Origin of the sequence: Paraplanobispora takensis, assembly GCF_016863195.1 — a bacterium.
GTDB lineage: Bacteria > Actinomycetota > Actinomycetes > Streptosporangiales > Streptosporangiaceae > Planobispora > Planobispora takensis.
In genome coordinates, this window is the sequence record NZ_BOOK01000004.1 from 1 (window position 1) to 24,607 (window position 24,607).

At 72.4% G+C, this 24,607-nt stretch carries 27 protein-coding genes; 16 read left to right on the forward strand and 11 right to left on the reverse strand.

Going from position 1 to position 24,607, the window contains the following annotated elements:
- Positions 1–100: 100 nt before the first annotated feature.
- Positions 101–568, reverse strand: coding sequence for a MarR family winged helix-turn-helix transcriptional regulator (locus tag Pta02_RS02630; RefSeq protein WP_239129372.1), 468 nt, complete (start codon positions 566–568; stop codon positions 101–103).
- A gap of 78 nt (positions 569–646) precedes the next feature.
- Between Pta02_RS02630 and Pta02_RS02635 the strand changes: the two genes are divergently transcribed.
- The 3 genes from Pta02_RS02635 (at position 647) to Pta02_RS02645 (ending at position 4,396) form a co-directional block, all read left to right on the forward strand.
- On the forward strand, positions 647–1,735 hold the full coding sequence (locus Pta02_RS02635; protein WP_203873023.1) for a substrate-binding domain-containing protein: 1,089 nt from the start codon (positions 647–649) through the stop codon (positions 1,733–1,735).
- 143 nt (positions 1,736–1,878) lie between these two features.
- A complete protein-coding gene (locus tag Pta02_RS02640) occupies positions 1,879–3,276 on the forward strand; it encodes an APC family permease (RefSeq protein WP_203873024.1) in 1,398 nt (465 codons plus the stop codon).
- 109 nt (positions 3,277–3,385) lie between these two features.
- Positions 3,386–4,396, forward strand: a complete 1,011-nt coding sequence (locus tag Pta02_RS02645) for an acetamidase/formamidase family protein (protein ID WP_203873025.1) — start codon at positions 3,386–3,388, stop codon at positions 4,394–4,396.
- A 69-nt stretch (positions 4,397–4,465) separates the two neighbouring features.
- On the opposite strand, the gene Pta02_RS02650 is transcribed toward Pta02_RS02645, so the two are convergent.
- A complete protein-coding gene (locus tag Pta02_RS02650) occupies positions 4,466–5,353 on the reverse strand; it encodes a Gfo/Idh/MocA family protein (RefSeq protein WP_203873026.1) in 888 nt (295 codons plus the stop codon).
- An 85-nt stretch (positions 5,354–5,438) separates the two neighbouring features.
- Positions 5,439–6,383: an NAD-dependent epimerase/dehydratase family protein gene (locus Pta02_RS02655; protein ID WP_203873027.1), complete on the reverse strand. Its 945-nt coding sequence runs from the start codon at positions 6,381–6,383 to the stop codon at positions 5,439–5,441.
- A gap of 136 nt (positions 6,384–6,519) precedes the next feature.
- On the opposite strand from Pta02_RS02655, the gene Pta02_RS02660 reads away from it, so the two are divergent.
- The 5 genes from Pta02_RS02660 (at position 6,520) to Pta02_RS02680 (ending at position 10,241) form a co-directional block, all read left to right on the forward strand.
- Complete coding sequence (locus Pta02_RS02660) at positions 6,520–7,221, forward strand: TetR/AcrR family transcriptional regulator (protein WP_203873028.1); 702 nt, start codon at positions 6,520–6,522, stop codon at positions 7,219–7,221.
- 126 nt (positions 7,222–7,347) lie between these two features.
- Positions 7,348–7,617: a hypothetical protein gene (locus tag Pta02_RS02665; RefSeq protein ID WP_203873029.1), complete on the forward strand. Its 270-nt coding sequence runs from the start codon at positions 7,348–7,350 to the stop codon at positions 7,615–7,617.
- The gene (locus Pta02_RS02670) at positions 7,610–8,203 is read left to right on the forward strand and encodes a DUF6879 family protein (protein WP_203873030.1); all 594 of its coding nucleotides are present in this window, start codon (positions 7,610–7,612) and stop codon (positions 8,201–8,203) included. Before Pta02_RS02665 ends, Pta02_RS02670 begins: the two co-directional genes overlap by 8 nt.
- A 16-nt stretch (positions 8,204–8,219) precedes the next feature.
- The gene (locus tag Pta02_RS41790; protein WP_203873031.1) at positions 8,220–9,098 is read left to right on the forward strand and encodes a DUF6082 family protein; all 879 of its coding nucleotides are present in this window, start codon (positions 8,220–8,222) and stop codon (positions 9,096–9,098) included.
- Between the two features lie 57 nt (positions 9,099–9,155).
- The gene (locus Pta02_RS02680; RefSeq protein WP_203873032.1) at positions 9,156–10,241 is read left to right on the forward strand and encodes a hypothetical protein; all 1,086 of its coding nucleotides are present in this window, start codon (positions 9,156–9,158) and stop codon (positions 10,239–10,241) included.
- Between the two features lie 39 nt (positions 10,242–10,280).
- On the opposite strand, the gene Pta02_RS41795 is transcribed toward Pta02_RS02680, so the two are convergent.
- The 3 genes from Pta02_RS41795 to Pta02_RS02695 form a co-directional block, all read right to left on the reverse strand.
- Positions 10,281–10,712: a cellulose binding domain-containing protein gene (locus tag Pta02_RS41795; protein WP_203873316.1), complete on the reverse strand. Its 432-nt coding sequence runs from the start codon at positions 10,710–10,712 to the stop codon at positions 10,281–10,283.
- Between the two features lie 112 nt (positions 10,713–10,824).
- Complete coding sequence (gene leuA / locus Pta02_RS02690) at positions 10,825–12,531, reverse strand: 2-isopropylmalate synthase (RefSeq protein ID WP_203873033.1); 1,707 nt, start codon at positions 12,529–12,531, stop codon at positions 10,825–10,827.
- Between the two features lie 332 nt (positions 12,532–12,863).
- The gene (locus Pta02_RS02695) at positions 12,864–13,124 is read right to left on the reverse strand and encodes a hypothetical protein (RefSeq protein WP_203873034.1); all 261 of its coding nucleotides are present in this window, start codon (positions 13,122–13,124) and stop codon (positions 12,864–12,866) included.
- A gap of 175 nt (positions 13,125–13,299) precedes the next feature.
- Here Pta02_RS02695 and Pta02_RS02700 point away from each other — a divergent pair, with 175 nt between their 5' ends.
- The gene (locus tag Pta02_RS02700) at positions 13,300–13,545 is read left to right on the forward strand and encodes a DUF2630 family protein (RefSeq protein WP_203873035.1); all 246 of its coding nucleotides are present in this window, start codon (positions 13,300–13,302) and stop codon (positions 13,543–13,545) included.
- Positions 13,546–13,568: 23 nt separating this feature from the next.
- Here the strand turns inward: Pta02_RS02700 and Pta02_RS02705 are convergent, their stop codons facing one another.
- Positions 13,569–14,759 (reverse strand): hypothetical protein, encoded by a 1,191-nt coding sequence (locus Pta02_RS02705; RefSeq protein ID WP_203873036.1) that lies wholly within the window; start codon positions 14,757–14,759, stop codon positions 13,569–13,571.
- Positions 14,756–15,901, reverse strand: coding sequence for a transporter substrate-binding domain-containing protein (locus Pta02_RS02710; protein ID WP_203873037.1), 1,146 nt, complete (start codon positions 15,899–15,901; stop codon positions 14,756–14,758). The genes Pta02_RS02705 and Pta02_RS02710 overlap by 4 nt, the downstream gene beginning before the upstream one ends.
- Positions 15,902–16,125: 224 nt before the next feature.
- On the opposite strand from Pta02_RS02710, the gene Pta02_RS02715 reads away from it, so the two are divergent.
- From Pta02_RS02715 to Pta02_RS02745, 7 genes are all read left to right on the forward strand, one after another.
- On the forward strand, positions 16,126–16,428 hold the full coding sequence (locus tag Pta02_RS02715) for an urease subunit gamma (protein ID WP_203873038.1): 303 nt from the start codon (positions 16,126–16,128) through the stop codon (positions 16,426–16,428).
- Positions 16,425–16,811: an urease subunit beta gene (locus tag Pta02_RS02720; protein ID WP_307837440.1), complete on the forward strand. Its 387-nt coding sequence runs from the start codon at positions 16,425–16,427 to the stop codon at positions 16,809–16,811. The genes Pta02_RS02715 and Pta02_RS02720 overlap by 4 nt, the downstream gene beginning before the upstream one ends.
- Positions 16,801–18,516, forward strand: coding sequence for an urease subunit alpha (locus Pta02_RS02725; protein WP_203873039.1), 1,716 nt, complete (start codon positions 16,801–16,803; stop codon positions 18,514–18,516). Before Pta02_RS02720 ends, Pta02_RS02725 begins: the two co-directional genes overlap by 11 nt.
- A gap of 9 nt (positions 18,517–18,525) precedes the next feature.
- Positions 18,526–19,539 carry an urease accessory protein UreF gene (locus tag Pta02_RS41800; RefSeq protein ID WP_275423550.1) on the forward strand — a complete coding sequence of 338 codons (1,014 nt, stop codon included), beginning with the start codon at positions 18,526–18,528 and terminating at the stop codon, positions 19,537–19,539.
- A 26-nt stretch (positions 19,540–19,565) separates the two neighbouring features.
- A complete protein-coding gene (gene ureG / locus Pta02_RS02735) occupies positions 19,566–20,255 on the forward strand; it encodes an urease accessory protein UreG (protein WP_203873040.1) in 690 nt (229 codons plus the stop codon).
- Positions 20,256–20,260: 5 nt separating this feature from the next.
- Entirely contained in the window at positions 20,261–21,163 is a 903-nt protein-coding gene (locus tag Pta02_RS02740) for an urease accessory protein UreD (protein ID WP_239129376.1), read from the forward strand.
- Positions 21,164–21,322: 159 nt separating this feature from the next.
- Positions 21,323–21,871, forward strand: a complete 549-nt coding sequence (locus Pta02_RS02745) for a hypothetical protein (RefSeq protein ID WP_203873041.1) — start codon at positions 21,323–21,325, stop codon at positions 21,869–21,871.
- On the opposite strand, the gene Pta02_RS02750 is transcribed toward Pta02_RS02745, so the two are convergent.
- The 3 genes from Pta02_RS02750 to Pta02_RS02760 all read right to left on the reverse strand — a co-directional run bounded on the left by Pta02_RS02750 (position 21,850) and on the right by Pta02_RS02760 (position 24,324).
- Positions 21,850–22,917, reverse strand: a complete 1,068-nt coding sequence (locus Pta02_RS02750) for an acyltransferase family protein (protein ID WP_203873042.1) — start codon at positions 22,915–22,917, stop codon at positions 21,850–21,852. The genes Pta02_RS02745 and Pta02_RS02750 overlap by 22 nt on opposite strands.
- Before the next feature lie 136 nt (positions 22,918–23,053).
- The gene (gene era, locus Pta02_RS02755) at positions 23,054–23,974 is read right to left on the reverse strand and encodes a GTPase Era (RefSeq protein ID WP_203873043.1); all 921 of its coding nucleotides are present in this window, start codon (positions 23,972–23,974) and stop codon (positions 23,054–23,056) included.
- A gap of 17 nt (positions 23,975–23,991) precedes the next feature.
- Positions 23,992–24,324 (reverse strand): cytidine deaminase-like protein, encoded by a 333-nt coding sequence (locus tag Pta02_RS02760; protein WP_203873044.1) that lies wholly within the window; start codon positions 24,322–24,324, stop codon positions 23,992–23,994.
- Positions 24,325–24,607: the final 283 nt, after the last annotated feature.

Consider the following 24,607-nt stretch of genomic DNA (forward strand, 5'->3'; position numbering starts at 1 on the left):
AGGCGGTCTTTTCCGGGCGGGGAGTCTTTTCCGCGCCGGGCATCGGCGACGGCGGAGCGGGGCCGGTCAGGAGGACACGGCGGCCCCGGGGAGGGGACCGTCAGGAACGGGCGTGGCTGCGGGGGGCCACCGGGGACTCGGGCGCGTCCAGCGCTCTGACCAGCCCCTCCAGGTCCCGCATGAGCTGCTCGGTGCGCTCCAGGCCGTAGGCGGCCTCGATCACCCGGTGGTGCCCCGCCACCGCGCCCTCCACGCGGGCCAGCAGCTCGGCGCCGCGGTCGGCGAGGAAGACCGCGACCCTGCGGCGGTCGGCCGGATCGTGTCCCCGGTAGACGAGAGCGCGGTCGACGAGCCGGTCGATCGCCTTGGTCAGCGTCGGGTGCGGCATCAGCACGGCCTCGGCCAGCTCGCCCATCGAGTGGCCCCGGCCGTCGGCGAGGGCGCGCAGGATGCGCCACTGCTCGACGGTGACGTCCTCGGCCGCCAGCGCGGCGGCCAGGCCCCGGTTGACGCTGCGTTCGGCCCGGCTGAGCAGGTAGGCGAGCGAGGATCCCAGTCCGGTCGTCACCACATGGAGCTCCCGTTCGCATCCCGGTTGGACAACGGACCTGTCGCAGCCCGTCCTTCCGGGAGGATACTCGGCTTCGTGGCAGAAGCCATCACATCGGTCATCACCCCCCTGGAAGCCCAGCTGCTCGGGGCCGCCGCGGTGCGCGTCGGGCTCGTGATCCCGCTGTCCGGGGTCCTCGGGCTGGTCGGGCCGTGCGCGATCAACTGCGCGGTCCTGGCCGCCGACGAGGTCAACCTCACCGGCGGGATCCTCGGCAGGCAGGTCGAGCTGGTGCTGATCGACGGCGGCCGCCCGGCCCGGGAGGTCGCGGCCGAGGTCGACGCGCTGGTGTCGGCGGGGGCCGTCGACGCGCTGGTCGGCACGCACGGCAGCGACGTGCGCGTGTCGGTGGTGCGGGCCCTGGCGGGACGGGTGCCGTTCGTCTACGCCCCGCCGTACGAGGGGGGCGGCCACGCACCCGGCGTCTACTTCCTGGGCGAGACGCCCGGCCGCCAGCTCGGGCCGGGCCTGGACTGGCTGATCGACAGCAGGCGCGCCCGCCGCTGGTTCCTGCTCGGCAACGACTACGTCTGGCCGCGCCTGGTGCACGGGGCGGCCAGACGGCATCTGGCCGGACGGGGCGTCACGATGGTCGGCGAGCGGTTCGTCCCGTACGGCGTGCGGGACTTCGCCCCCCTGCTGGAGGAGCTGGTCGCCAGCCGGGCCGACGCGCTGCTGCTGAGCCTGATCGGCAGCGACCTCGTCGCCTTCAACCGGGCCTTCGCCGCCGAGGGGTTGTCGACTCCGCGCCTGTGCGGCGCGCTGGAGGAGCACGGGCTGCTCGGCATCGGCGGCGACGCGACCGGCGAGCTGTACGGGGCGATGGGCTACTTCGCGAGCATGGTCACCGACGACAGCCTGAGCCTCGGCGAGCGCTACGTCAGCCGCTTCGGCTCCACCGCGCCGCTGCTCAACGGGCACGGGCAGGGCTGCTACGAGGCGGTGCTGATGCTCGCCGCGCTCACCGCGCGGGCCGGGACGCTCACGGTCCCCGCCATGGACGCGGTCGCCGACGGCGCCTCGATCGTCACGGCGCGCGGCCGGTTGACGCTCCGGGGCCACGGGGTACGGCGGCGGGCCCACCTCGGCCGCGCCGACGGGCTCGACTTCGACATCGTGCGCTGAGCGCCTCGCAGGCACCCTGCGCCGGGCGCCCCGGCTCCGCCGGACGGGAAACAAGATCCTCTCAAAAAGTTTTCAGTAGAAAACTTTTCCTTTTCAAGGATTGGCTCTAGGGTACGGCTGCCCCCTCATCAAGGAGCCGTTCCATGGCAACCGACCCTTCCCTGGAGCAATTCGGCTACCAGCAGGAACTCCGCAGGTCGCTCAGCTTCACCGACCTGCTCGTCTACGGGCTGATCTTCATGGTGCCGATCGCCCCGTTCGGCATCTTCGGCAGCGTCTTCCAGGGCTCCGGCGGCATGGTCGCCCTCGCCTACATCATCGGCATGGTCGCGATGGCCTTCACCGCGCTGTCCTACGCCCAGATGGCCCGCGCGTTCCCGATGGCCGGATCGGTCTACACCTACGCCGGCCGGGGCATCTCGCCGCCGGTGGGCTTCATGTCCGGATGGGTGATCCTGCTCGACTACGTGCTGGTGCCCGCCCTGCTCTATCTCATCGCGAGCTACGCGATGACCTCGTTCGTGCCCGCCGTCCCGGTCTGGGGCTGGCTGATCATATTCGTGCTGCTGAACACGGCGGTGAACTACGCCGGCATCCAGATGACCGCCCGGATCTCGAAGATCATGCTGATCGGCGAGCTCATCGTCCTGGCGATCTTCATCGTCGTCGGCCTGGTCGCCCTGGCCCAGGGCAAGGCGCAGACCGGCGCCCTCACCCCGCTGTTCGACTCCTCGACGTTCTCCTGGCCGCTGGTCTTCGGCGCGGTCTCGATCGCCGTCCTGTCCTTCCTGGGCTTCGACGGCATCTCGATGCTGGCCGAGGAGAACCAGGAGGACAGCCGGCAGCTCGGCAGGTCGATGGTCGCCGCGCTCGGCCTGGCCGGCGTGCTGTTCATCGCGCAGACCTGGGTGGGCGCGCTGCTCACCCCGGACCGGACCGAGCTGCTGACCGAGGGCGACCCCGAGGGCACCGCCTTCTACGACATGGCCGAGTTCGCCGGGGGCCACTGGCTCGGCGTGCTCACCGCCGTCGCCACGGCGATCGCCTGGGGCTTCGCCAACTCCCTGGTCGCCCAGGCGGCCACCTCCCGCCTGCTGTTCGCGATGGCCCGCGACCGCCAGCTCCCCCGCTTCCTGGCCAAGGTCCACCCCACCCACAAGGTGCCGGTCAACGCCACCCTCCTGGTGGCCGCGGTCTCGCTGGCCGTCGGCCTCTACCTGACCACCCGCGACGACGGCATCACCCTGATCAGCGGGCTGGTCAACTTCGGCGCGATGACCGCCTTCCTGGCGCTGCACGTCTCGGTCGTCGTGCACTACGTGGTCCGGCAGGGCAGCCGCGACTGGTGGCGGCACCTGATCGCCCCGATGATCGGCTTCGCGATCCTGGTCTACGTCGTGATCAACGCCAGCATCGCCGCCCAGGCCCTCGGCCTCATCTGGCTGGGCGTCGGCGCCGTGCTGCTCGTCCTGTCCTACGTCACGGGCCGCCGCCCCACCCTGGCGGGCCTGAACGACTCCCCGGACGTGCCCGCCAAGTGACGCTCTCCCCCACGACCGCATCCACCCGAACCGCAAGGACGGATCACGTGCCCGACACATTCGAGGTCCCGCCGGCGTCCGAGGACTCCCTCCCCGCGGAGGGCGCCCGATGAACGTCGTCTCCTACCAGCCCACCCCCGCAGAGCTCAGCTACACCTTCGGCGGCCGTCCCGCGGTCGGCCGGGTGCAGCCGGGCACGATCATCGAGATGTCCACCGAGGACTGCTTCGGCGGCCGGGTGCGCTCGGTGGAGGACCTGCCCTCGCGGGTCTGCGAGTTCCCCTACCTGAACCCGGTCACCGGCCCCTTCCACGTCGAGGGGGCCGAGCCGGGCGACACCCTGGCGCTGCACTTCGTCGCCATCGAGCCGGCCAGGGACTGGGCGGTGTCCACCACCTTCCCGCACTTCGGCGCGCTGACCGGCACCCACACCACGGCGATGCTGCAGCCGCCCCTGGACGAGGTCGTGTGGCTCTACGACGTCGACGTGGACAAGGGCGTGGTCCGCTACCACGCCCGGCGCAGCGACTTCACCGTCGAGCTCCCGCTGGACCCCATGCACGGCACCGTCGGCGTCGCCCCCGGCGCCTCCGAGGCCCGCATGACGATCACCCCGGACGCCCACGGCGGCAACATGGACACCCCCGAGCTGCGTGCGGGAGTGACCGTGTACCTCGGGGTGAACGTCGAGGGCGGCCTGTTCGCGATCGGTGACGGGCACGCCAGGCAGGGGCACGGCGAGGTCTGCGGCACCGCGGTCGAGGCCGCGATGAACACCGTGGTGGCCGTCGAGCTGATCAAGGGGGTGAGCACCCCCTGGCCGCGCCTGGAGGACGACGGGCACCTGATGTCCACCGGATCGGCCCGCCCGCTGGAGGACGCCTACCGGATCAGCCAGCACGACCTGGTCACCTGGACCTCCGAGCTCACCGGCCTGGACACCCTGGACGCCTACCAGCTCGTCAGCCAGGCCGGTCAGGCCCCCGTCGGCAACGTCTGCGACACCAACTACACGATGGTCGCCAAGCTCCCCAAGGACTGTCTCGGCGGTCCCGCCGTCTACGAGTCGGCCCACAGCCGGCTGCGCGAGCTCGGCCGCCGGTACCTGTCCGAGCGCTGAGACCCTCCCGGAGCCGCCCCGCCGTACCGGACCCTCTCTCCACTCCGGTACGGCGGGGCCGGCGGGACGCTACACGGCGGACCGGACGATCTCCTCGCAGAGAGCGTGGGTGGCCAGGGCGTCGCCTGCGTCGATCACCTCGCCCGCGCGGACGGCGCCGAGGAACTCCAGGCAGACCTGCTCGATGCCGCGCTGGCGGGAGACCGGGGTCCAGTCGCCGCGGCGGGTCAGGGTCTCGGATCCGGCGTAGTCGGTCACCTCGGCGAGGTTGGCCACCCGGCGCTTGACGCCGGCGCCCATGACCTCCACGGTCTCCTCGGCCGCGCCGCCGACCCTGTTCATGATGCCGAAGGCGGTGAAGCCGTCGCCGGACAGCTCCAGCGTCACGTGCTCCAGCAGGCCGTCCCCGACGCGGGTCCGGATGCCGGTGTGGACGACCTCGCCGGGCACCAGGAACCTGAGGGTGTCCACGACGTGGACGAAGTCGTCGAAGATCGCGGTCCGCGGGTCCTCGGCCAGGTCCCTGCGGTTCTTCTGCATCACGACCAGATGGCGGGGCAGGTCGAGCAGGGCCGCGTACGACGGCGCCCTGCGCCGGTTGAACCCCACCAGCAGGGAGCGCCCCCGCTCGCGCGCCAGCCGTACCAGGCGCTCGGACTCGGCGAGGGTGTAGGCGATCGGCTTGTCCAGATAGACGTGGACGCCCGCCTCCAGCAGCGTCTCGGTGATCTCCGCGTGCGCGCTCGTCGCCGCGTGCACGAAGGCTGCCTCGACCCCCGCCTTCACGACCTCGTCCACCGAGGTGAAGCGGGCCGCGACCCGGTGGGCGTCGCCGAGGCGGTCGAGGGTGGCGCGGTCGCGGGTGCACAGGTGGAGGTCCAGGCCGGGCAGCGTGGCGAGGACCGGCAGGTAGGCCTTCTCCGCGATGTCCCCGAGACCGATCATGGCAATCTTCATGCGGCGACCCTACGGCCTGCGCGCCCGGCCGGCCGGACCGGCGTCGTCCCGGTCCGGCCGGCCGGGGGCGCGGCCCCGGCCGGGCTCACGCCGCCCGGGCCGTGATCCCGCGCCACCACGCGATCGTCTCGGCCAGCGCCTCGTCCGTCGGGGTCGGCTCCATGCCGAAGGCGGCCCGGAAGTCGGTGGAGTCGAGGACGAACGGCCGGACGAACTGGTAGCGCAGCTCCTCCAGCTCGCCGAGCATCGGCGAGAAGGTCCCGGCCGTGCGCAGCAGCCAGTGCGGCATGGACCTGACCCCCGGGCAGGGGACCCCGGCCAGCTCGCACAGCCGCTCCGCCACGGCGCGGTAGCTCATCGCCGGCCCCGTCGGGACGTGCCAGGCGCGGCCCCAGGCCCGGTCGCCGGTCCCGGCGGCCACCAGGGCCCGGGCCACGTCGGGCACGTAGGTCCAGCTGTGCGGCAGGTCCGGGTCGCCGATGTAGCGGATCGTCCTGCCCGCGAGCAGGCGCGGGACGAGCCTGTCCCCCATGTGCGACTGGTCCCGGCAGCCGGGGCCGAAGTAGTCCGACCCGCGCACCTCGGTCACCCGGACCCGTCCCGCCTCGTGCGCGGCCAGGGCCTCGCGCCACATGCGGACCCGGATGGCCCCCTTGGCCGAGGGCGGGGTCAGCGGGTCGTCCTCCCGCATCGGCCGCTCGGGCGCGGCGTAGACGTAGAGGTTGCCGAGGATGACGTAGCCGGCCCCGGCCCCCTCTGCGGCCGCCAGCATCGAGCCGGCCATCGGCGGCCAGTCCCGCGCCCAGCGGTGGTAGGGCGGGTTGACGCAGTTGTAGAGGGTCTCGGCCCCCCGGACCAGGTCGGCCATCCGCTCCCGGTCGGCGACGTCGGCGGCGGCCTTGCGCACCCCCGGCAGGTCGGGGCCCGACCCGGACCGGCTGATCAGGACGACCTCGTGCCCCTGCTCCGCCAGCATCGTGGCGACGTGGGAGCCGACCTGTCCCGCTCCGGCGACGACGTGCTTGCCCATGATCGTTGTTCCTCTCGTCACTGGTTTCCCGAACGAAGATTGCCGTTCCGTTCTGAGAGCGATGCTCTCTCAAAGGAGCAGCAGTCGTCAAGAGCAGTGCTCTCGTTTTTTCTCACCGCTCTGGTACGGTGACCCCATGAGCGCAGGCCGTACAGCACGTGAACGGGTCCGGGCCGAGCTGACCCGCGAGATCACCGACATCGCCCGCAGGCACCTGGCCGTCGAGGGGGCGGCCGGCCTGTCACTGCGCGCGGTCGCCCGGGAGATGGGCATGGTCTCCTCGGCGATCTACCGCTACTTCCCGTCCAGGGACGACCTGCTGACGGCCCTGATCATCGACGGCTACAACGCCGTCGGCGAGGCGGTGGAGAACGCCGACGCCGCCCGCCCGCGCGGGGACCACGCCGGGCGCTGGATGGCGGTCTGCCACGCCGTGCGCGACTGGGCGCTGGCCCACCCCCACGAGTACGCCCTGCTGTACGGCTCGCCCGTGCCCGGCTACAAGGCGCCCGAGGACACCATCGCCCCGGCCGTGCGCGACACCGTCGTCTACGGCCGGATCCTGTCCGACGCCCACGGGGCCGGAGCCCTGACGCCGCCGGACGTCCTGCCGCCCCCGCCGGCGTCCTTCTCCCAGGACGCCCTGCGCGTGCGCGAGGTCATGCCGGGCCTGCCCGACGACCTGGTCGCCCGCGCCCTGGCGGCCTGGACCGGCCTGTTCGGCTGGGTGAGCTTCGAGCTGTTCGGCCAGTTCAACCAGGTGATCCTCGACCCCGCCACGGCCTTCGACCACACCATGCGCGGCCACGGCGTGCTGCTCGGCCTGAGAAGCGGGTGACTCCAAACGATCGCCAGAGATACACGCAAAGTAGGAGACAGTAAGCGGAACGTAACTAGAGAAGTCGTTGTCGCAGGCCAGGACGGGTGCCACACTTCAAGCAGGATCCCTGCTATGGAGGTCGCCGTGTCCCGACCGTGGGAAGCCAACCCATCGGCCGAATTCAGACGCCGTCTCGGAAAGTCAGCGATCGAGCTGGGCACCACCAACAGCAGTCCGTCCTGTCCCGACATATGGGAGCTCGACAACGGCGACTTCGCCGTCGTGGGACGCGACCTCACCTCGGCCTACGACGGCCGCCTGCCCGCCGACGTGTCCGTCTCCTCCGACGAGCGCATCGTCGTCATCCCGCGGACCACGCTCATCGCCGCGAAACGGGACATCCCCCGTGCTTGAGCGAGTGCGCACGGCGCCGGGCCTGTCGCTGGACGCGGCGGCCTACCTCGACGACTTCTGGCCCCGCTTCCAGCGGATCGGCGACGAGCCGTTCTGGAAGCTGGAGCGGGCCCAGCACTTCCGCGAACCCGACGTCCCGAGCTGGACCGCCATGGTCGAGGGCGACTGGGATCGATCGCTCGTGCTGGTCGAGGAGATGCGCGCCGGCATCGCCCCGGGCTCCGGCCCCGAGCTGCGCAGGCTGCGCATCGTGGAGCAGCCGGTCACGCCGTACCTGCAGTGGGAGATGCAGATCCTGCGGATCCGCGCCGAGGAGGGCGAGCGGATCCGGACCCTCCCCGCCAAGGCCGTCGCCCACCTGGAGACCGTGGTGGAGCTGCCGGAGGTGGTCCTGCTCGGCTCCCTCACCATGTACGAGGTCCTCTACGACGCGACGGGCACCCTCAGCGGGGCCCGCCGCATCGACGACCCCGTGCTGCTTTCCGACTGCCGGGCCGAGCTGGCGCAGCTGTACGACCAGGGCGAAGACCTCCTGGGCTACTTCGAGCGCGAGATCGCCCCCCTGTCTCCCCCGAAGTCCACCTGAGCGGAGGGCGCCGCCCGTGCCGTCACGTCGTCTGTCCGAGCGGCTGCTGGCCCGCGGTCTCGCCCGCAGGGCCCTGATCACCATCCTCCTGCTGGTCGTGGTCGGGCTGGTGTCCGGTCTCGTCGCGATCTCACCGCTCGCGCTGAGCCTGCTGGGCGACCAGGCGGGTGACTGGGAACGGCTCAGCCTCATCGGCCAGACGTACGGCGCCGCCTCCACCCTGCTGTCGGTCCTCGCCCTCCTCGGCGTCGCGGCGTCCCTGGTGCTGCAGGCCCGGGAGGCCAAGTCCGACCGGGAGCAGGCGCTGCGCATGCTCCACACCGACCTGATGAAGATGGCCATGGAGGACCCGCTCTACCGCCGGGCCTGGGGGCCGTTCTTCGACTCCGACGATCACGACACCCCGCGCGAGCACATGTACGTGAACCTGATCGTGTCGCAGTGGGCGATGGAGTACGAGCTGGAGACGATCACCGAGCAGCACCTGCGGTCGATCGCCTTCACGCTGTTCTCCGGCCCGGCCGGTCGCCGCTACTGGGGCAACGTGCGCGACCTCCGTCTCGACAGCACCTCGACCCGGCGTGAGCGGCGCTTCCACCAGATCCTGGACGAGGAGTTCGCCAAGGCGCCCGAGCCGCCCGGGCCCCCGCCCTCCTCGGGCTCGGGCGGCTCGGACTCCGGCGACTCCCCGCCCCCGCCCCCGGCCCCGGTCTCCCCGCCGCCCGCCGCCCCGCCGGCGGGCACCGTGCCCTCTCCCCCGATGGCCGCTGCTTCCCCGGCGGCCGTCGGAGGGACCGGGCGCCTGCGGCCCGCCCTGGCGAAGGCGCTGACCGTGCCCGCGACGGCGGGCAGAGCGGTCGTCCGGTGCCTGGCCGTCATGCGGCGGGCGCACTGACCGCACCCGGCCGGCGGACGGGTGGATTCCCCGGGGCGGCGGTGGCAGGATGCCGGGATGGATTCGATCATGCGCGCCGCGGGCGACCTGCTGGGCACCGAGCTGTCCGACCCCGTCGACCTGGGCGGCAGCCGGCGCAGCACCGTGCTGCGCTGCAGGACGGCCGGCGGCGACAGTGTGATCGTCAAGTCGTTCTCCGGTGAGCCCGGGGGACTGCGGGGCTTCGCCTCCGAGGCGGCCGGGCTCTCCCTGGGGCTGGCCGGTCCCGGGCTGCTGGGCGTGGACGCCACCGTGCCGCTGGTGGTGATGGCGGATCTGGGGGATGCTCCGTCCCTGGCGGACGTGCTGCTCGAACGGGATCCGGAGGCCGCCGCCGAGGGTCTTCTCATCTGGGCGCGCGGGCTCGGGCGGCTGGCCGCCGGGTCGGTGCGCAGGCGCGCCGACCTCGCCCGGCTCTGGGCCCGGTACGGCGGGGGCATGCGCGCCCCGGGGGACGAGCCGTGGATGGAGGAGAACGCCACCGCCCTGTTCACCCGGCTCACCGAGACCGGAGTCGCGGTGCCGTCCGGGCTGGCCGGGGAACTGGAGGAGATCAGGACGGTGGTCGAGAAGGAGTACCCGGCGTTCACCCCGGGTGACACCTGCGCCGACAACAACCTGCTCACCCCGGAGGGGCTGCGGCTGATCGACTTCGAGGTCGCCTGCTTCCAGTCGGTCTTCCTGACGGCCGCCTACTGCCGGATGCCGTTCGCCACCTGCTGGTGCGTCTTCCGGATCCCGGCCGGACTGGCGCGAGAGGTCGAGGACGCCTTCCGCGCGGAGGTCGTCGCGGCCTACCCGGACCTGGCCGAGGAGGCGGTGTGGCAGGCCGGGATGCGACGGGCGATCGCGATCTGGACGGTGTTCACGACGGCGCACCTGCTGCCGCGCACCGCGCAGGACGGGCCGACGCACCGGACCCGGCGGCCGGCGCCGACGAGACGGCAGGTGCTGCGCCACCGCTGGGAGACCGCGGGCACGATCGAGGAGTATCCGGCGTTCGCCGAGACGATGCGGCTGCTGCTGCGGGAGGTCGCCGGGAGGTGGCGGGAGACGCCCCCGCTGCCGGTCTACCCCGCCTTCGCGGGCGGGGAGACCGGCTGACCGGCCCGCCGTACCGCCGTCGGGGCGGGTGCGGCGGGGTCAGAGACCGTAGCGGCTCTTCAGGCGGCGCCACCAGTCACGCAGCATCCACCGGTCGAACTCGGTGATCTGCGAGGACGAGCCGGCCTTCATGATGAAGCCGACGGAGATCGAGGCGCCGGCGTCGAGCGCCCGGTTCCAGTCCAGGTTCTGGGCGGTGACGTCCCGGCCGTTCTGCTTCCAGGACGCCGGCCAGCCCTGGGTCAGCTTCTGCGAGGCGCCCGGGAAGGCGAACCCGAGCGTCCACGACCGGGGAAAACGCTTCCCGGGGACTGCTTCCGGGGACCACGCTCGTACCCCGGAGACGACTCGGCCGCGCTCCCGCGTGGGTTCGCGGTGGGCGCGGCCGGGTGGGGGCGCGGGGCCTTGTGGGCGCTCGTCGAGCTCCGGCCCGGCAGGTCGTGCCGGGCCGGCGGGGTCATGCGGCGTCAGCGCGGGGCGCGGCCGACGGGGACGTACGGCCTCGGCGCGAGACGGTCATACGTTCTCGGCGCGAGGACGGGGGCCTGCGTTCTCGACGCGAGGCGGTCGTACGGCCTCGCCTTCAGCGCGAGGCGCGGTTGACGGCCGAGACGATGGCCTTCAGGGAGGCGGTGGTGGTGTTGGCGTCGATGCCGACGCCCCACAGGGTCGTGCCCGCGACGTCGCACTCGACGTAGGAGGCGGCCTTGGCGTCGCTGCCGGAGCTCATCGCGTGCTCGGCGTAGTCGAGCACGCGTACCTCGATGCCGATGCGGGACAGCGCGTCGCAGAAAGCGGAGATGGGACCGTTGCCGACGCCCTCGACCTCGCGGATCTCCCCGTCGACGCGGATGTCGGCGCTGATGACGTCCTTGTCGTCGGCCCCGGAGACGTTGCGGTGGGCCAGCAGGCCCAGGCGGCCCCACGGGCTGGCGGGGTTGGGCAGGTATTCGTCGGTGAAGGCCTCCCACATCGCGGCCGGGGTGATCTCACCGCCCTCGGTGTCGGTGCGGGCCTGCACGACCCGGGAGAACTCGATCTGCAGGCGGCGCGGCAGGTCGAGGTGGTGGTCGGCCTTCATGATGTAGGCGACCCCGCCCTTGCCCGACTGGCTGTTGACCCGGATCACGGCCTCGTAGGTGCGGCCGATGTCCTTGGGGTCGATCGGCAGGTACGGCACCGCCCAGCGGAAGTCGTCGACCGGCGTGCCCTCCGCGGCGGCGTCGCGCTCCAGGTGCTCGAAGCCCTTCTTGATGGCGTCCTGGTGGGAGCCGGAGAAGGCGGTGTAGACCAGCTCGCCGCCCCAGGGGTGGCGCGGGTGCACGGGCAGCTGGTTGCAGTACTCGACGATGCGGCGGATCTCATCGATGTCGGAGATGTCGACCTCGGGGTCGATCCCCTGGGAGAACAGGTTCATGCCCAGGGTGACCAGGCAGACGTTGCCGGTGCGCTCGCCGTTGCCGAACAGGCAGCCCTCGATGCGGTCGGCCCCCGCCATGTAGCCCAGCTCGGCGGCGGCCACGGCGGTGCCCCGGTCGTTGTGCGGGTGCAGGGACAGGATGATCGAGTCGCGGTGGGCGAGGTTGCGGTGCATCCACTCGATCTGGTCGGCGTAGATGTTCGGCGTGGACATCTCCACCGTGGCGGGCAGGTTGATGATGACCTTGCGCTCGGGGGTCGGCTGCCACACCTCGTTGACCGCGTCGCAGACCTCCACGGCGTACTCCAGCTCGGTGCCGGTGAAGGACTCCGGGGAGTACTGGAAGTAGACGTCGACGTCGGAGGCATCACCCAGTTTCTTGCAGAGCTTGGCGCCCTCGACGGCGATGGCGGTGATGCCATCGCGGTCCTGGCCGAAGACGACGCGGCGCTGGAGGGTGGAGGTCGAGTTGTACAGGTGGACGATCGCGCTCTTGGCGCCCCGGATCGCCTCGAAGGTCCGCTCGATCAGCTCTGGACGAGACTGGGTCAGAACCTGGATCACCACGTCCTCGGGGATGCGGCCCTCTTCGATGATCTGGCGGACGAAGTCGAAGTCGGTCTGCGAGGCGGCCGGGAAACCGACCTCGATCTCCTTGTAACCCATCCGTACCAGCAACTCGAACATCTTGAGCTTGCGGGAGGAGTCCATCGGATCGATCAGGGCCTGGTTGCCGTCGCGCAGGTCCACCGCGCACCATCGCGGCGCCTTGTCGATGACCTTGTCGGGCCAGGTCCGGTCGGTCAGCTTGACGGGAGTGAAGGCCTCATAGCGCTGGAACGGCATGGGGCTGGGCTGCTGCGGATACATGGGAAGGGCTCCTCGGCTGGAAAAGGATCACGGCCGACGCACATGGCTCGCTCCGCGACGAGGGAGCCGGCCTTCTACAGGCCCTCGTCGCGGCAGCTAAGAAGAAGCCCGCGCAGCATGCGTTGAACGTTATCAGACGGTTGCACATCGCCGGGCTGTGGTCTCATATGGCGAAACGGCGAAACGCCCCCGGCGCATTCCCGCCCCGTCCTGCGAGCACGTACGACCGGCCCCCGGCGAGCACGCCCGCGCGTCCCCGCCCCGCCCCTGCCCCGTCCCCTGCCCCGTCCCCGAATCGAGCCGCCCGCGCCGGGCGGACCGGGCGGTGCCGTTCAGGCCGACCAGGCGATGCCGTTGTCGTTGAGCCAGTCGTGGTCGTCCTGGTCGAGGTTCAGGGAGACCTCCGCGCCCAGCACGGTGATCGGCCCCTTGGTTCCGAAGTGCTGGACGCTCTCGTCGCCCGCGACCAGCACCAGCCGCTCGAAGCTCGGCGGCCAGCGCAGCAGGATGCGGCGGGCGCAACTGCTGCACGCCCACTCTTCGGCGCCGTTGGCGCGGGTGGCGACGTGCACCAGCTCGTGCGGACTTCCCATGACAACCACTCTTCGTTATCAGACGAACACTTTCCGCTACCTTTCTCTCTGCCCTGAAAAGTGCCAGTTATTCGCAAGAAACACGGCAAGACGGGCAAGAGCCCATAACCACCCCTACAACGTGCTCTTCCCGCCGTCGGATACAGTCCGGAAGAGAGAGCAGAGGGGGCTCGACATGAAAGACGGCGACATCCTCACTCATATCAGCCGGCTCATCACCGAGGAGCACGACCTGCGCACGTCGCTGGCGGCGGGCTCGATCTCCTCCCACGAGGAGAACCACCGGATCAGGAACATCGAGGAGGCCCTCGACCAGGCCTGGGACCTGCTCAGACAGCGCCGGGCGCGCCGGGAGTTCGGCGAGGACCCCGCCGCGGCCTCGCCCCGCCCGATCGACGAGGTCGAGGACTACCACCAATAGCGGCAGCGGCGGGGGAGCCGGGCTCAGGAAGGGCCGGAGGAGGTCACCGCGCCGGCCGGGCGGCCCGGGCAACGGGGATCGCTCGGCTTCTCCAGCGGGTCGGGGGCGAACCAGGACAGCATGCTGTGCTCGACGTACCACCGGCGCAGGGCGATGCGGCTGCTCGGGATCTGGCCGAGGTCGGGGCAGAGGAACTGCGAGGCCACCGCGCCGTTGGCGATGAAGCGCACGGTGCCGTCGCGGTCGAGGAAGGTGGAGACGCGGTCGTCGGTGGCGATGACGTGGCCGAGCAGCACCTTGCCCGCGATCTCCTCGTCGGCGCCCTCCCCGGAGATCTCCAGCCCGACCAGGGGGAGGATCGGCGCCTCGACCACGACCGCCGCGGTGAACACCGGCGCCAGCGCGAGTACGGCGACGGCCACCGAGGTCGTCAGCGCCGCCGCGGCCCGGGCCGGGACCGGACCGGTCAGCAGGACGGCCAGGCCCGGCGGCAGGGCCAGCAGCACCGTGGTGACCACGTCCCCCTCGGCGAAGGCCTGGCCGATGGCCGGGGCGAGCCACGCATAAAGGCCCGCCCCCACGAGCAGGGGCAGCACCAGCGTGCAGGCGACGACCAGGTCGCGCCGTCCGGGCACGCGGTCGTGGACGCTCAGGCCGAGAACCGCCAGCGAGAGCGCGGCGAGCGTGGGCAGGAACCGCAGCTGCCAGCTCAGCAGACCGACGACCACGGAGGGCACCACGACCCAGTCGGGGATGCGGTCGGCCGCCGCCGACAGCCAGGAGGACCTGCCGGTGCTGACCCGGTAGAGGGTGCCGAGCGCGCGGGCGGTCAGCACGAGGGCGGGCAGCACCCACAGGGTGGTCAGCAGCACCGCGGTCAGCAGGCCCAGGGCGCTGACGTGCTGGACCAGCAGGAGCAGCGTCTGGGTGTCCTGCCTGCTGGCGTACCACAGCCGTACCACCAGCAGCACCAGGGGGAACGCCGGCAGTATCGCGAACATCCACTGCTGGTTGCCGCCGCGCTGCGCGGCCCGCCTGCGGAACCCGTCCACCCGGCCGTCCGGCGGAAGCCCACCGGTGGCCGCGCCCCGGTACGGGCCGCGGCCGTCCCCGGGCGGTCCCTCCGGTCCCGCTTCCCCGTGCCCGCTCACCCGGTCCCCCACCGGCATCCGGTCCTCCACCGGCGGTCCCCCGGGCCCCACGTCCCCGCTCATCCGGCGTTCCGCTGAGGAATCCCCCGCTCCCACGGCCAGCGCCGTACCTCGGGCTCCGGGGCGGGAGGCTGCGTCCGGCCCGCGACCTGCTCCTTGGGGCTGTACTTCTGCATGGGCGCGATGAACCGCTCGTAGGCGTCCTCCCAGCGCATGTCCTGCGGGTCGGTGAACGAACGGTGCAGCGAGAGGTTGACGAGGGTGCGCAGCGCCTCGTTGCCGCCGACGTTCACCGCCCACTGCTCGGACGCCTCCAGGCCGATGTCGTGGTGCTCCAGCAGGTCCGGCTCGTCGCGGACGAACCCGGCCAGGAGCGCGGTGTCGGTCGTGACGGCCTCGTACTCCTTGTCCTTGAGGCCCGCCACGCACTCGCTGATCCGGTTCTTCCGCGTGACGTCGGCCCCGACCTTGTCCACCTCGGTCTCGGAGGTGGAGGTGGCCAGGGTGCAGACCTTCTTGCCCCGCAGCTGCGAAAGCGAGGTGATGTCGGGATGGCCGGTGCGCGTGATGACCGACTGCTGGGTCTCCAGGTAGGGCGTGGAGAAGCCGATCGCGGTGTTGCTGCGCCGGGCGGGCGTCACGCTGAAGGTGGCCACCACGAGATCGACCTTGACGTGCTGGCCGGCCGCGTTCCTGGCGGTCATCCGGGCCCGGTCCTCGGTCTCGATGGACAGGAACTCGACCTCGCTCGCGCGGAAGCCGAGGTCCGCGGCGATCATGAGGGCGATCTGGATGTCGAACCCCTCGTAGGTGCCGTCCGGCAGGCGCATCGCGATGCCGGGGGTGTCCTCCTTCACGCCGATCAGGAGCCTCTGCTTGCCGTTCAGCCCGGCCTGCTCCATCAGCTCGGCCTCCGTGGGCGATCCCGTCCGCCCCACGGCCCAGACCGCGACGATCGCCGCCGCCACGACCGCGGCCAGCCACCCGGCGAGCCGCAGCCCGCGACCGCCGGAGCCGCCCGCGGGCCGGACGACGACCGGCGCGACCGGCGGATCGTCCGGCGGCGCGACGACCTGCGGCTCCCGCTCCTCCTCCGGCCTGCCGGTCCTGGAACGCATCGACAGCAGCTTGCGGACCCCCGCTCCGGGGTTCCTGTCGCGTCCCGGCTCCGCGCCGCTCTCCCGTCCCGACTCCACGCTGTCCACGACGCCCCCCGGGTCCGGGTCCCTTCTTTCCACGGATTCTCGGGGCAGGCTACGGCAGCGGCCCGCGATGACGCACTCCCCGGGGGCAACGTCACCAAGAAGTGATCAAACGGCGGACGGCATGCCGATCCCCGGCCGCCCGGCCCGCCCGCGGCGCCGATCCGGAAACCCACCCGACACGGGCATGCAATGCCGCCGAAACGGCCGGTTCCTATGGTCCGGGAATGCGGCTCACACCACACGAGCAGGAACGCCTGCTCATCCACGTCGCCGCCGGTGTCGCCCGCGACCGCAGGTCCCGGGGCCTCCGGCTCAACCACCCCGAGGCCACCGCGATCATCGCCTCCTTCCTGATGGAGGGCGCCAGGGACGGCCGTACCGTCGCCGAGCTGATGGACGCCGGCCGTACGGTGCTCTCCCGGGAGGACGTCATGGACGGCGTGCCCGAGATGCTGGAGTCGGTGCAGGTCGAGGCCACCTTCCCGGACGGGACCAAGCTCGTCACCGTCCACTGGCCGATCCCGTGATCCCCGGTGAGATCCGCCACGGCGGGGGCCCGATCCCGCTCAACCCCGGCCGGGAGCGCGTCACCGTCCGGGTCGTCAACACCGCCGACCGGCCGGTCCAGGTCGGCTCGCACTATCACTTCGCCGCCGCCAACCCCGGCCTGAGCTTCGACCGCGAGGCCGCCTGGGGCATGCGGCTCGACGTTCCGGCCGGTACGGCGGTGCGCTTCGAGCCGGGCGTCGAACGCGACGTGACGCTCGTCCCGATCGCCGGGCGCCGGATCGTCCCGGGGCTGCGTCCCGAGTGGGCGGGCCCCCTCGACGCCGCGCCCGCCGACGCGGCGTCTCCCGGCACCGCGCCCGCCGACACCGCACCTGCCGACGGGAGCCCCGATGTTCGTTGAACGCTCGCGTTACGCCGCCCTGTACGGCCCCACCACCGGCGACCGGGTCAGGCTCGCCGACACCGACCTGTTCGTCACCGTGACCGAGGACCTGTCGATGGGCCCGGCCGGCGCGGGCGACGAGGCGGTGTTCGGCGGCGGCAAGGTCATCCGCGAGTCGATGGGCCAGGCCAGGACCACCCGGGCCGAGGGCGCCCCGGACCTGGTGATCACCGGGGCGGTGATCCTGGACCACTGGGGCGTGGTCAAGGCCGACGTCGGGGTCAGGAGCGGCAGGATCACCGCGATCGGCAAGGCCGGCAACCCCGACACCATGGACGGCGTCCACCCCGACCTGGTGATCGGCCCGTCCACCGAGATCGTCGCGGGCAACGGGAGGATCCTGACCGCGGGCGCGATCGACTCCCACGTCCACCTGATCTGCCCGCAGATCCTCGACGAGGCGCTGGCCGCCGGGGTGACCACGATCGTCGGCGGCGGCACCGGCCCGGCCGAGGGCACCAAGGCCACCACGGTCACCGGCACCTGGTATCTCGCCCGCATGCTGGAGTCCCTCGACGCCTACCCGGTCAACGTCGCGCTGCTCGGCAAGGGCAACACGGTCGGCGCCGAGGGGCTGATGGAGCAACTGCGGGCCGGGGCCTCGGGCTTCAAGCTGCACGAGGACTGGGGGACGACGCCGGCCGCCATCGACGCCTGCCTGTCGGTCGCCGACGCCACCGGCACCCAGGTGACCATCCACACCGACACCCTCAACGAGGCCGGGTTCGTGGAGTCGACGCTGAAGGCGATCGGCGACCGGATGATCCACGCCTACCACACCGAGGGCGCGGGCGGCGGGCACGCGCCGGACATCATCAAGGTGGCCGCCCACGGCAACGTGCTGCCCTCCTCGACCAACCCGACCCGTCCGCACACCGTCAACACCCTCGACGAGCACCTCGACATGCTGATGGTCTGCCACCATCTCAACCCCTCGATCCCCGAGGACCTGGCCTTCGCCGAGTCCCGGATCCGGCCCTCGACCATGGCCGCCGAGGACGTGCTGCACGACATGGGCGCGATCTCCATGATCGGCTCGGACTCGCAGGCGATGGGCCGGATCGGCGAGACGATCATCCGCACCTGGCAGACCGCCCACGTGATGAAGCGCCGCCGGGGCGCGCTGCCCGGCGACGGCGGGACCGACAACCTCCGCGCGCGGCGCTACGTCGCCAAGTACACGATCTGCCCGGCGACGGCCCACGGCCTGGAGGCCGAGGTCGGCTCGGTCGAGCCCGGCAAGCTGGCCGACCTCGTCCTGTGGTCCCCGGCCTTCTTCGGGGTCAAGCCGGACCTGGTGATCAAGGGAGGGGTGATCGCCCACGCCCAGATGGGCGACGCCAACGCCTCCATCCCGACCCCCCAGCCGGTCATGCCCCGCCCGATGTTCGGCGCCGCCCCGGTCACCGCCGCCGCCACCTCGGTGCACTTCGTCGCACCCCTGGCCGTCGAGGACGGCCTGGCCGACCGCCTGGCCGTACGGCGCCGCCTGCTGCCCGTGGCCGACGTCCGCCGCCGCGGCAAGGAGAGCATGCCGCTCAACGACGCGCTGCCCCGGATCGACGTGGATCCCGACACCTTCGCCGTCCGCGTCGACGGCGAGCTGATCGAGCCGGCCCCCGCCGAGTCCCTGCCCATGGCCCAGCGCTACTTCCTGTTCTAGCGGATCCCGATGAGCAGCATCCCCTGTCCCGGCGAGCCCCCGGCGGGCTCCCCCTCGCTGAACGCCGCCCTGCTGCTGCTCACCGACTCGCGACTGCCCGCCGGAGGCCACGGCCACTCGGGAGGCGCCGAGGCGGCCATCGCCGCGGGAGCCGTGCACGACCTCCCCACCCTGGCGGCGTTCCTGCGGGGCCGGCTGGCCACCTCCGGCCTGGTCGCCGCCTGCCTCGCCGCGGCCGCCTGCGCGCTGGCCACCTCGGCCGCCGGATCCGGTACGGCGGGCGGCACCGCCGGGGAAGGCCGCGACCGGACGGCTCCCGATGCCGCCGGTCTCAGCGAGGAGCGCCCCGGCGGCCGGGCGGAACCGGACGTCATCGATCTCGGCGGGGAGCATCCCGGTGGCTGGGCGGAACTGGACGCCGAGGCCGACGCCCGGACCGCCTCCCCCGCCCAGCGGGAGGCGAGCCGCGTCCAGGGACGGCTGCTGCTGCGGACCGCCCGGCGGATCTGGCCCGCGCCGGTCCTCGACGAGCTGGCGGAGGCCGTACCGCACGGGGCCCACCACCCGGTGGCGCTCGGCGCGGCGGCGGGGGTGACCGGGTGCACGCCGCAGGAGGCGGCGCTGGCGGCGGCCTACACGGCGGTCACCGGGCCCGCGACCGCCGCCGTCCGGTTGCTCGGCCTCGATCCCGTCGAGGTCCACCGGCTCCTCGCCGACCTCGCCCCCGACCTGGAGCGGATCGCGGCCACCGCCGCCTGCCTGCCACCGATCCCCGCCCCACCGGCCGCTCCCGTATCCCCGGATCCCGCCGCCGGATCCCTCCCGGCCGCTCCCCCGTCCCCGCCTCACCGGCCGCTCCCCTCGTCCCAAGACCCCGCCGCCGGATCCCTTCCGGCCGCTTCCGCGTCGCCGGAACCCCCCGGCGGCTCCCCGTGGGCGGCGCTGCCCGCCCACGCGGCGCCCGCACTCGACCTGCTCGCCGAACGACACCTGCGTGCCGGACTCCGGCTGTTCGTCTCCTGATCCCACCCACGAAAGGACGGTGGCCCATGGGCGCCGATCACGACGACCGCCACCACGCGCCGGACCCGCACGGCAGGGCGCTGCGGCTGGGCATCGGCGGGCCCGTCGGCAGCGGCAAGACCGCGCTGACCGCCGCGCTGTGCCGTACCCTCGGCCCGACGCTGCGCCTGGCCGTGGTCACCAACGACATCTACACCACCGAGGACGCCGACTTCCTGCGGAAGGCGGGCGTGCTGGACCCGGAGCGGATCGCCGCCGTGCAGACCGGCTGCTGCCCGCACACCGCCATCCGCGACGACATCGCGGCCAACCTCGACGCGGTGGAGAGCCTGGAGGAGCGCTTCGGCCCGCTCGACCTGGTGATCGTGGAGAGCGGCGGCGACAACCTCACCGCGACGTTCAGCCGGGGACTGGCCGACCGGCAGATCTTCGTGCTGGACGTCTCCGGCGGCGACAAGGTCCCCCGCAAGGGCGGTCCCGGCGTCACCACGGCCGACCTGCTCGTGATCAACAAGACCGACCTGGCCCCCATGGTCGGCGCCGACCTCACGGTCATGTCCCGCGACGCGGCGGCCGTACGGGACGGCAAGCCGGTGCTGTTCACCTCGGTCAGGCAGGAGCCGGAGGCGCACGCGGTGGCCGAGTGGGTCATGGGGCTCATCCACGCGTGGACCTACGAGCACGCCCACGGCTCCACCGCCCCGGCCGCCACCTGAACGCGATGACACCCGCCCGGCTCCCGGCGTCCCCACCGCCCGCCGACCTCCCCGCCTCCGCTCCCCCCGGCCGTCCCCCGGCCGCCGCCCCGGCGGTGCGGCGGCGGTCGATGACGGCGCGGGCGGTGCTCGCCACCGCGCTCGGGCCGGACGGCCGGACCGTACCGGCCGTGATGCGCTCGGCCCCGCCGATCACGCTGCGCCGTACCGGGCCGGGACGGGTCCACCTGGTCTCCACCGCCGCCGGGCCGCTCGGCGGCGACGACCTCGCGCTCGACATCGACGTGGCGCCCGGCACCTCGCTCGACGTCCTGTCCGTCGCGAGCACCCTCGTCCTGCCCGGCTCCGGCGCGGCCGAGTCGCTCATGACCGTCACCGCGCGGGTCGGCTCCGGGGCGTCGCTGCGGTTCGCCCCGGAGCCGACCGTGCTCGCGGCGGGCTGCCGGCACCGGGTGGCGGTACGGCTGGAGCTGGCCGGCGACGCCCGGGTGTTCTGGCGAGAGGAGATCGTCTTCGGCCGCCACGGCGAGACCCCCGGGCGCTGCCGCTCCCGCTTCGACGCCACCGTCGGGGGCCGCCCGCTGCTCCGGCAGGAGTTCACGGTGGGCGACCCGGCCCTCGACGCGAGCCCCGCGGTGTACGGCGACGCCCGCTGCGTGGGCAGCACCTTGATCGCCGGGCCGCCCGGGGCCGTCCTCGCAGACCTCCGGGACCGGTACGGGGACGACGGCCCGGCCCCGGATGCCGCGGCCGCCGGGAGTCCCCGGACCGGCGAGGCGGTCATCGGGGACGGCTGGGCCATGCTGCCGCTGGCCGGGCCGGGGGTTCTGGTCTCGGCCCTCGCCCCGGACGCGGCCGCGCTCCGTTACCGTCTGGAGCGGGGTGAGGCGGCGGCGTTCCCACACTGACCGGCCGGTCTGCCTGCCCGGTGACCCGGCCGCCCGGTGCCCGACCGCTCAGCCCGCCCGCCTCCTTGCGGTGATCATGTTGCCGGGGTGAGGAGCGGGCCGGGCGGATTGTGCGCGGGGCGCCTGTCCCCGGCCGGACGGGGAAACTAGCCTGAGCCGATGGTCGATCCCGCCACCGCCCCCGCGCCCTCCCCCGCGTCCGGCCGGGCCCTGCCGATCGCGGTGGCCGCCGCGGGCGCCCTTCTCGTGGTGGCCGCCTTCCTGCCCTGGGCGGGGATCAGGGCGGACATCGTCTTCGTCGGCTCGGTGAGCGAACGCATCCGGGGCGTGGACGACTGGTCGGGGGTGCTCGCGCTGATCTCCGGGATCGCCGCGACGGCACTCGGCGCCGTGGCGGCCACGGGGGTCACCGGTGTCGCGAACGGCCGGCGGTTCACCGCTCTCGCGACGCTGCCGGGCGTGATCACCGTACTGGTCCTGCTGGTCTTCCTGAGCGACCCCCTGGGCAGAGCCGAGCAGGCCTCGATCGACCTCGGCGGCCTGATGAGGGTCCAGCCGACCGTTGAGTACGGCTGGTTCGTCGCGTTCGCGGCGGCTCTGGCGGTGACCGCGCTGGGGATCACCGCGCTGCTCCTGCGCCGGCCGGTCCCGCAGGCCGACGGGCGTCGAGCCGGGGACGACGGGCGTCATCTCGACGACGGGCGGTAGAGCCACCTGAGCCGCGGCTCGAACAGTCCCCTGAAGAGGGCCCTCGTCTGCGGGAGGCACAGGACGACCGACAGCGCGAAGCAGCCGCCCGCGATGGCGAGCACGCCCCACGGGCCGAACATCCACGGCCGGCTGAGCCAGCCCATCTCCTTGGCGACGAGCACCGGGACGCCGTGCAGCAGATAGCAGTACAGCGTCCTGGTCCCCAGGCCGGAGAACCAGGTCTCGCGCCGCGGGATCAGGGCCAGGACCGCCGCGGACATGACCAGCGCGGCGACGAGCAGCCCGAGACGTACGGCGATGCCCGTCCACCAGGTCATGTCCAGGTGCTCGAAGTCGTGCCTGTAGTAGACCGGCCCCAGCTCGACCCGGGGTGCGACCACGGTCGCCACCACGGCCGCGCCCAGCAGCACGCAGACAGAGATGATCTTGATCCGGGTTCGGTCGAGCAGGTCGAGATGCCGGGGCGTGAGCAGCAGGCCGATCACGAAGAACGGCATGAGCCCGAAGAACCGGTCCAGGCTGAAGTCGCCGGGCAGTTCGCAGAACCCGGCGAGAACGTAGACGGCGACGGCGATCGGCAGCGGATGGCGCAGGCGTCTCCACACCGGTATGGAGAGCCTCCACAGCAGCAGCGCCATCAGATACCAGTTCAGCCAGGCCGGGTCCATGATGCTCAGGGACCACCCGTCCCCCAGCGCGGACCGCACGGCGGCGTAGCCGACCTCCACGACGATGTACGGCACCAGCAGGGTGTCGACGAGCTTGCTCGTCCTGGCGGTGGAGTCCCAGAACCGGCGCGACAGATATCCGCTGAGGATGACGAACAACGGCATGTGGAACACGTAGACGAACAGGTACACGGCCCGTGACGAGCCCGCGGCCAGCGTGGGCACCAGTGAGTGACCGGCCACCACCAGGCAGATCAGGACGAACTTAACGTTGTCCAGATACGGTTCGCGCTGCCGCCCGGCGGGCTGCGGCCGCTCCGTCCCCGGCGTGGCCACCGCTCGCGGAGCGTCGATCACAGATACGGCACTGTTCATGGGAACTACCCGGTCGTGTCGGAGTCGCGTGCGAGCCGACGTTAACCGGGGCGCCTTGACAGCTACTTTCAGACACCGTCCCGTTACGGATCCGGCGGTCCGAAAAGCGGCCCGCCCGGGTGCCCGGGCGTGCCGATCAGTCGTAGAAGCCGAGGCGGCGCAGCTGCTTGGGGTCGCGCTGCCAGTCCTTGGCGACGCTGATGCGCAGGTCGAGATAGACCCGGGTGCCGAGCAGACCCTCGATCTGCTTGCGGGCGCGGCTGCCGACCTCCTTCAGGCGCGTGCCCTTGTGGCCGATCACGATGGCCTTCTGGGACGGGCGCTCGACGAACATGTGCGCGTAGATGTCGAGCAGGTCGTCACGGCCCTCGCGGGGCATCATCTCGTCGACGACCACCGCGATCGAGTGCGGCAGCTCGTCGCGGACGCCCTCCAGGGCCGCCTCCCGGATCAGCTCGCCGACCAGGACCTGCTCGGGCTCGTCGGTGAGCTGCCCGCCCTCGTACAGCGGGGGGCTCTCGGGGAGCCGCGCGATCAGCTGGTCGGCCAGCACGTCGAGCTGCTCCCCGGACTGCGCGGAGACCGGGACGATCTCCGCGAACTCGGCCAGCCGGGAGACCGCGAGCAGCTGCTCGGCGATCTGCTCGCGGGTGGCCAGGTCGCACTTGGTGACCACGGCGATCACCGGGGTCTTCTTGACCGCCGCCAGCTTGTCGGCGATGAACCTGTCGCCCTTGCCGATGGGCTCGTTGGCCGGGACGCAGAACCCGATCACGTCCACCTCGGAGAGCGTGGACAGCACCAGGCTGTCCAGCCGCTCGCCGAGCAGCGTGCGGGGGCGGTGCAGGCCGGGCGTGTCCACGATGATGAGCTGGGCGTCCGGACGGTGCACGATGCCGCGGATGACCCGCCTGGTGGTCTGCGGCTTCGACGAGGTGATCGCCACCTTGGTGCCGACCAACGCGTTCATCAGCGTGGATTTGCCGACGTTGGGCCGGCCGACGAAGCAGGCGAAACCCGCGTGGAAATCAGCAGCTGAGGAACTCACGCCGTCCATTGTCCCCGATGCCGGGCTCAACTCTGACGCAACGTGCCGTCGGGGTCGGCCACGAGCAGGGTCGAGGTGCCCATGTCGCGCACCACTGCGGCGTCCGCCTCGCTCGGTCCCTCTCCCGCCGTGACCAGCGCGGCCGCCTCGAGCGAGCGGGCACCGCTGGAGACGGCCATGGCGACCGCGACCTGCAACGCCGACAGCGTCAGGGAGGGCAGGGCCACGTTGGCCGAGGCGTAGGTCCGGCCGGTCTCGTCGCGTACGGCGGCGCCCTCGGCGGCGCCGTTGCGGGCGCGGGCCGAGCGGGCAAGAACAATGATCTTGTTGTCCTCGGGGTCGAGGGTCGTCTCACTCACGGCACAAGCGTATTCAGCCCCCGCGCGCCCCCGTGCACCGGCCGGAAAACGCCGAAGGTGCCCCCGCCCGGTCACACGGGCGGGGACACCTTCGATCGGGCGGGATGCGGCCGGCCAGCAGGCCGCATCCGTCCTTCCCCCGGGAGACGCCTCCGCGCCGCGAACCCCTCCCGGCGCTCGGGCCTCTCCCCGGCTCCCGCGTCACCGGGAGCCACGGGAGAAGCCTCGCGCGGGCTGCTTGCAGATCACTTGCGGGGCGCTTGACCGGCCCGCCCCTTCCGGT

Excerpts from the sequence above, each read along its gene's own strand:
- Pta02_RS02640 (WP_203873024.1), top strand. The coding sequence starts at position 1,879 with ATGGCAACCGACCCTTCCCTGGAGCAATTCGGCTACCAGCAGGAACTC.
- Pta02_RS02645 (WP_203873025.1), top strand. The coding sequence starts at position 3,386 with ATGAACGTCGTCTCCTACCAGCCCACCCCCGCAGAGCTCAGCTACACC.
- Pta02_RS02650 (WP_203873026.1), bottom strand. The coding sequence starts at position 5,353 with ATGAAGATTGCCATGATCGGTCTCGGGGACATCGCGGAGAAGGCCTAC.
- Pta02_RS02655 (WP_203873027.1), bottom strand. The coding sequence starts at position 6,383 with ATGGGCAAGCACGTCGTCGCCGGAGCGGGACAGGTCGGCTCCCACGTC.
- Pta02_RS02660 (WP_203873028.1), top strand. The coding sequence starts at position 6,520 with ATGAGCGCAGGCCGTACAGCACGTGAACGGGTCCGGGCCGAGCTGACC.
- Pta02_RS02680 (WP_203873032.1), top strand. The coding sequence starts at position 9,156 with ATGGATTCGATCATGCGCGCCGCGGGCGACCTGCTGGGCACCGAGCTG.
- leuA (WP_203873033.1), bottom strand. The coding sequence starts at position 12,531 with ATGTATCCGCAGCAGCCCAGCCCCATGCCGTTCCAGCGCTATGAGGCC.
- Pta02_RS02695 (WP_203873034.1), bottom strand. The coding sequence starts at position 13,124 with ATGGGAAGTCCGCACGAGCTGGTGCACGTCGCCACCCGCGCCAACGGC.
- Pta02_RS02700 (WP_203873035.1), top strand. The coding sequence starts at position 13,300 with ATGAAAGACGGCGACATCCTCACTCATATCAGCCGGCTCATCACCGAG.
- Pta02_RS02705 (WP_203873036.1), bottom strand. The coding sequence starts at position 14,759 with ATGAGCGGGGACGTGGGGCCCGGGGGACCGCCGGTGGAGGACCGGATG.
- Pta02_RS02715 (WP_203873038.1), top strand. The coding sequence starts at position 16,126 with ATGCGGCTCACACCACACGAGCAGGAACGCCTGCTCATCCACGTCGCC.
- Pta02_RS02725 (WP_203873039.1), top strand. The coding sequence starts at position 16,801 with ATGTTCGTTGAACGCTCGCGTTACGCCGCCCTGTACGGCCCCACCACC.
- Pta02_RS41800 (WP_275423550.1), top strand. The coding sequence starts at position 18,526 with ATGAGCAGCATCCCCTGTCCCGGCGAGCCCCCGGCGGGCTCCCCCTCG.
- ureG (WP_203873040.1), top strand. The coding sequence starts at position 19,566 with ATGGGCGCCGATCACGACGACCGCCACCACGCGCCGGACCCGCACGGC.
- Pta02_RS02740 (WP_239129376.1), top strand. The coding sequence starts at position 20,261 with ATGACACCCGCCCGGCTCCCGGCGTCCCCACCGCCCGCCGACCTCCCC.
- Pta02_RS02745 (WP_203873041.1), top strand. The coding sequence starts at position 21,323 with ATGGTCGATCCCGCCACCGCCCCCGCGCCCTCCCCCGCGTCCGGCCGG.
- Pta02_RS02750 (WP_203873042.1), bottom strand. The coding sequence starts at position 22,917 with ATGAACAGTGCCGTATCTGTGATCGACGCTCCGCGAGCGGTGGCCACG.
- era (WP_203873043.1), bottom strand. The coding sequence starts at position 23,974 with ATGGACGGCGTGAGTTCCTCAGCTGCTGATTTCCACGCGGGTTTCGCC.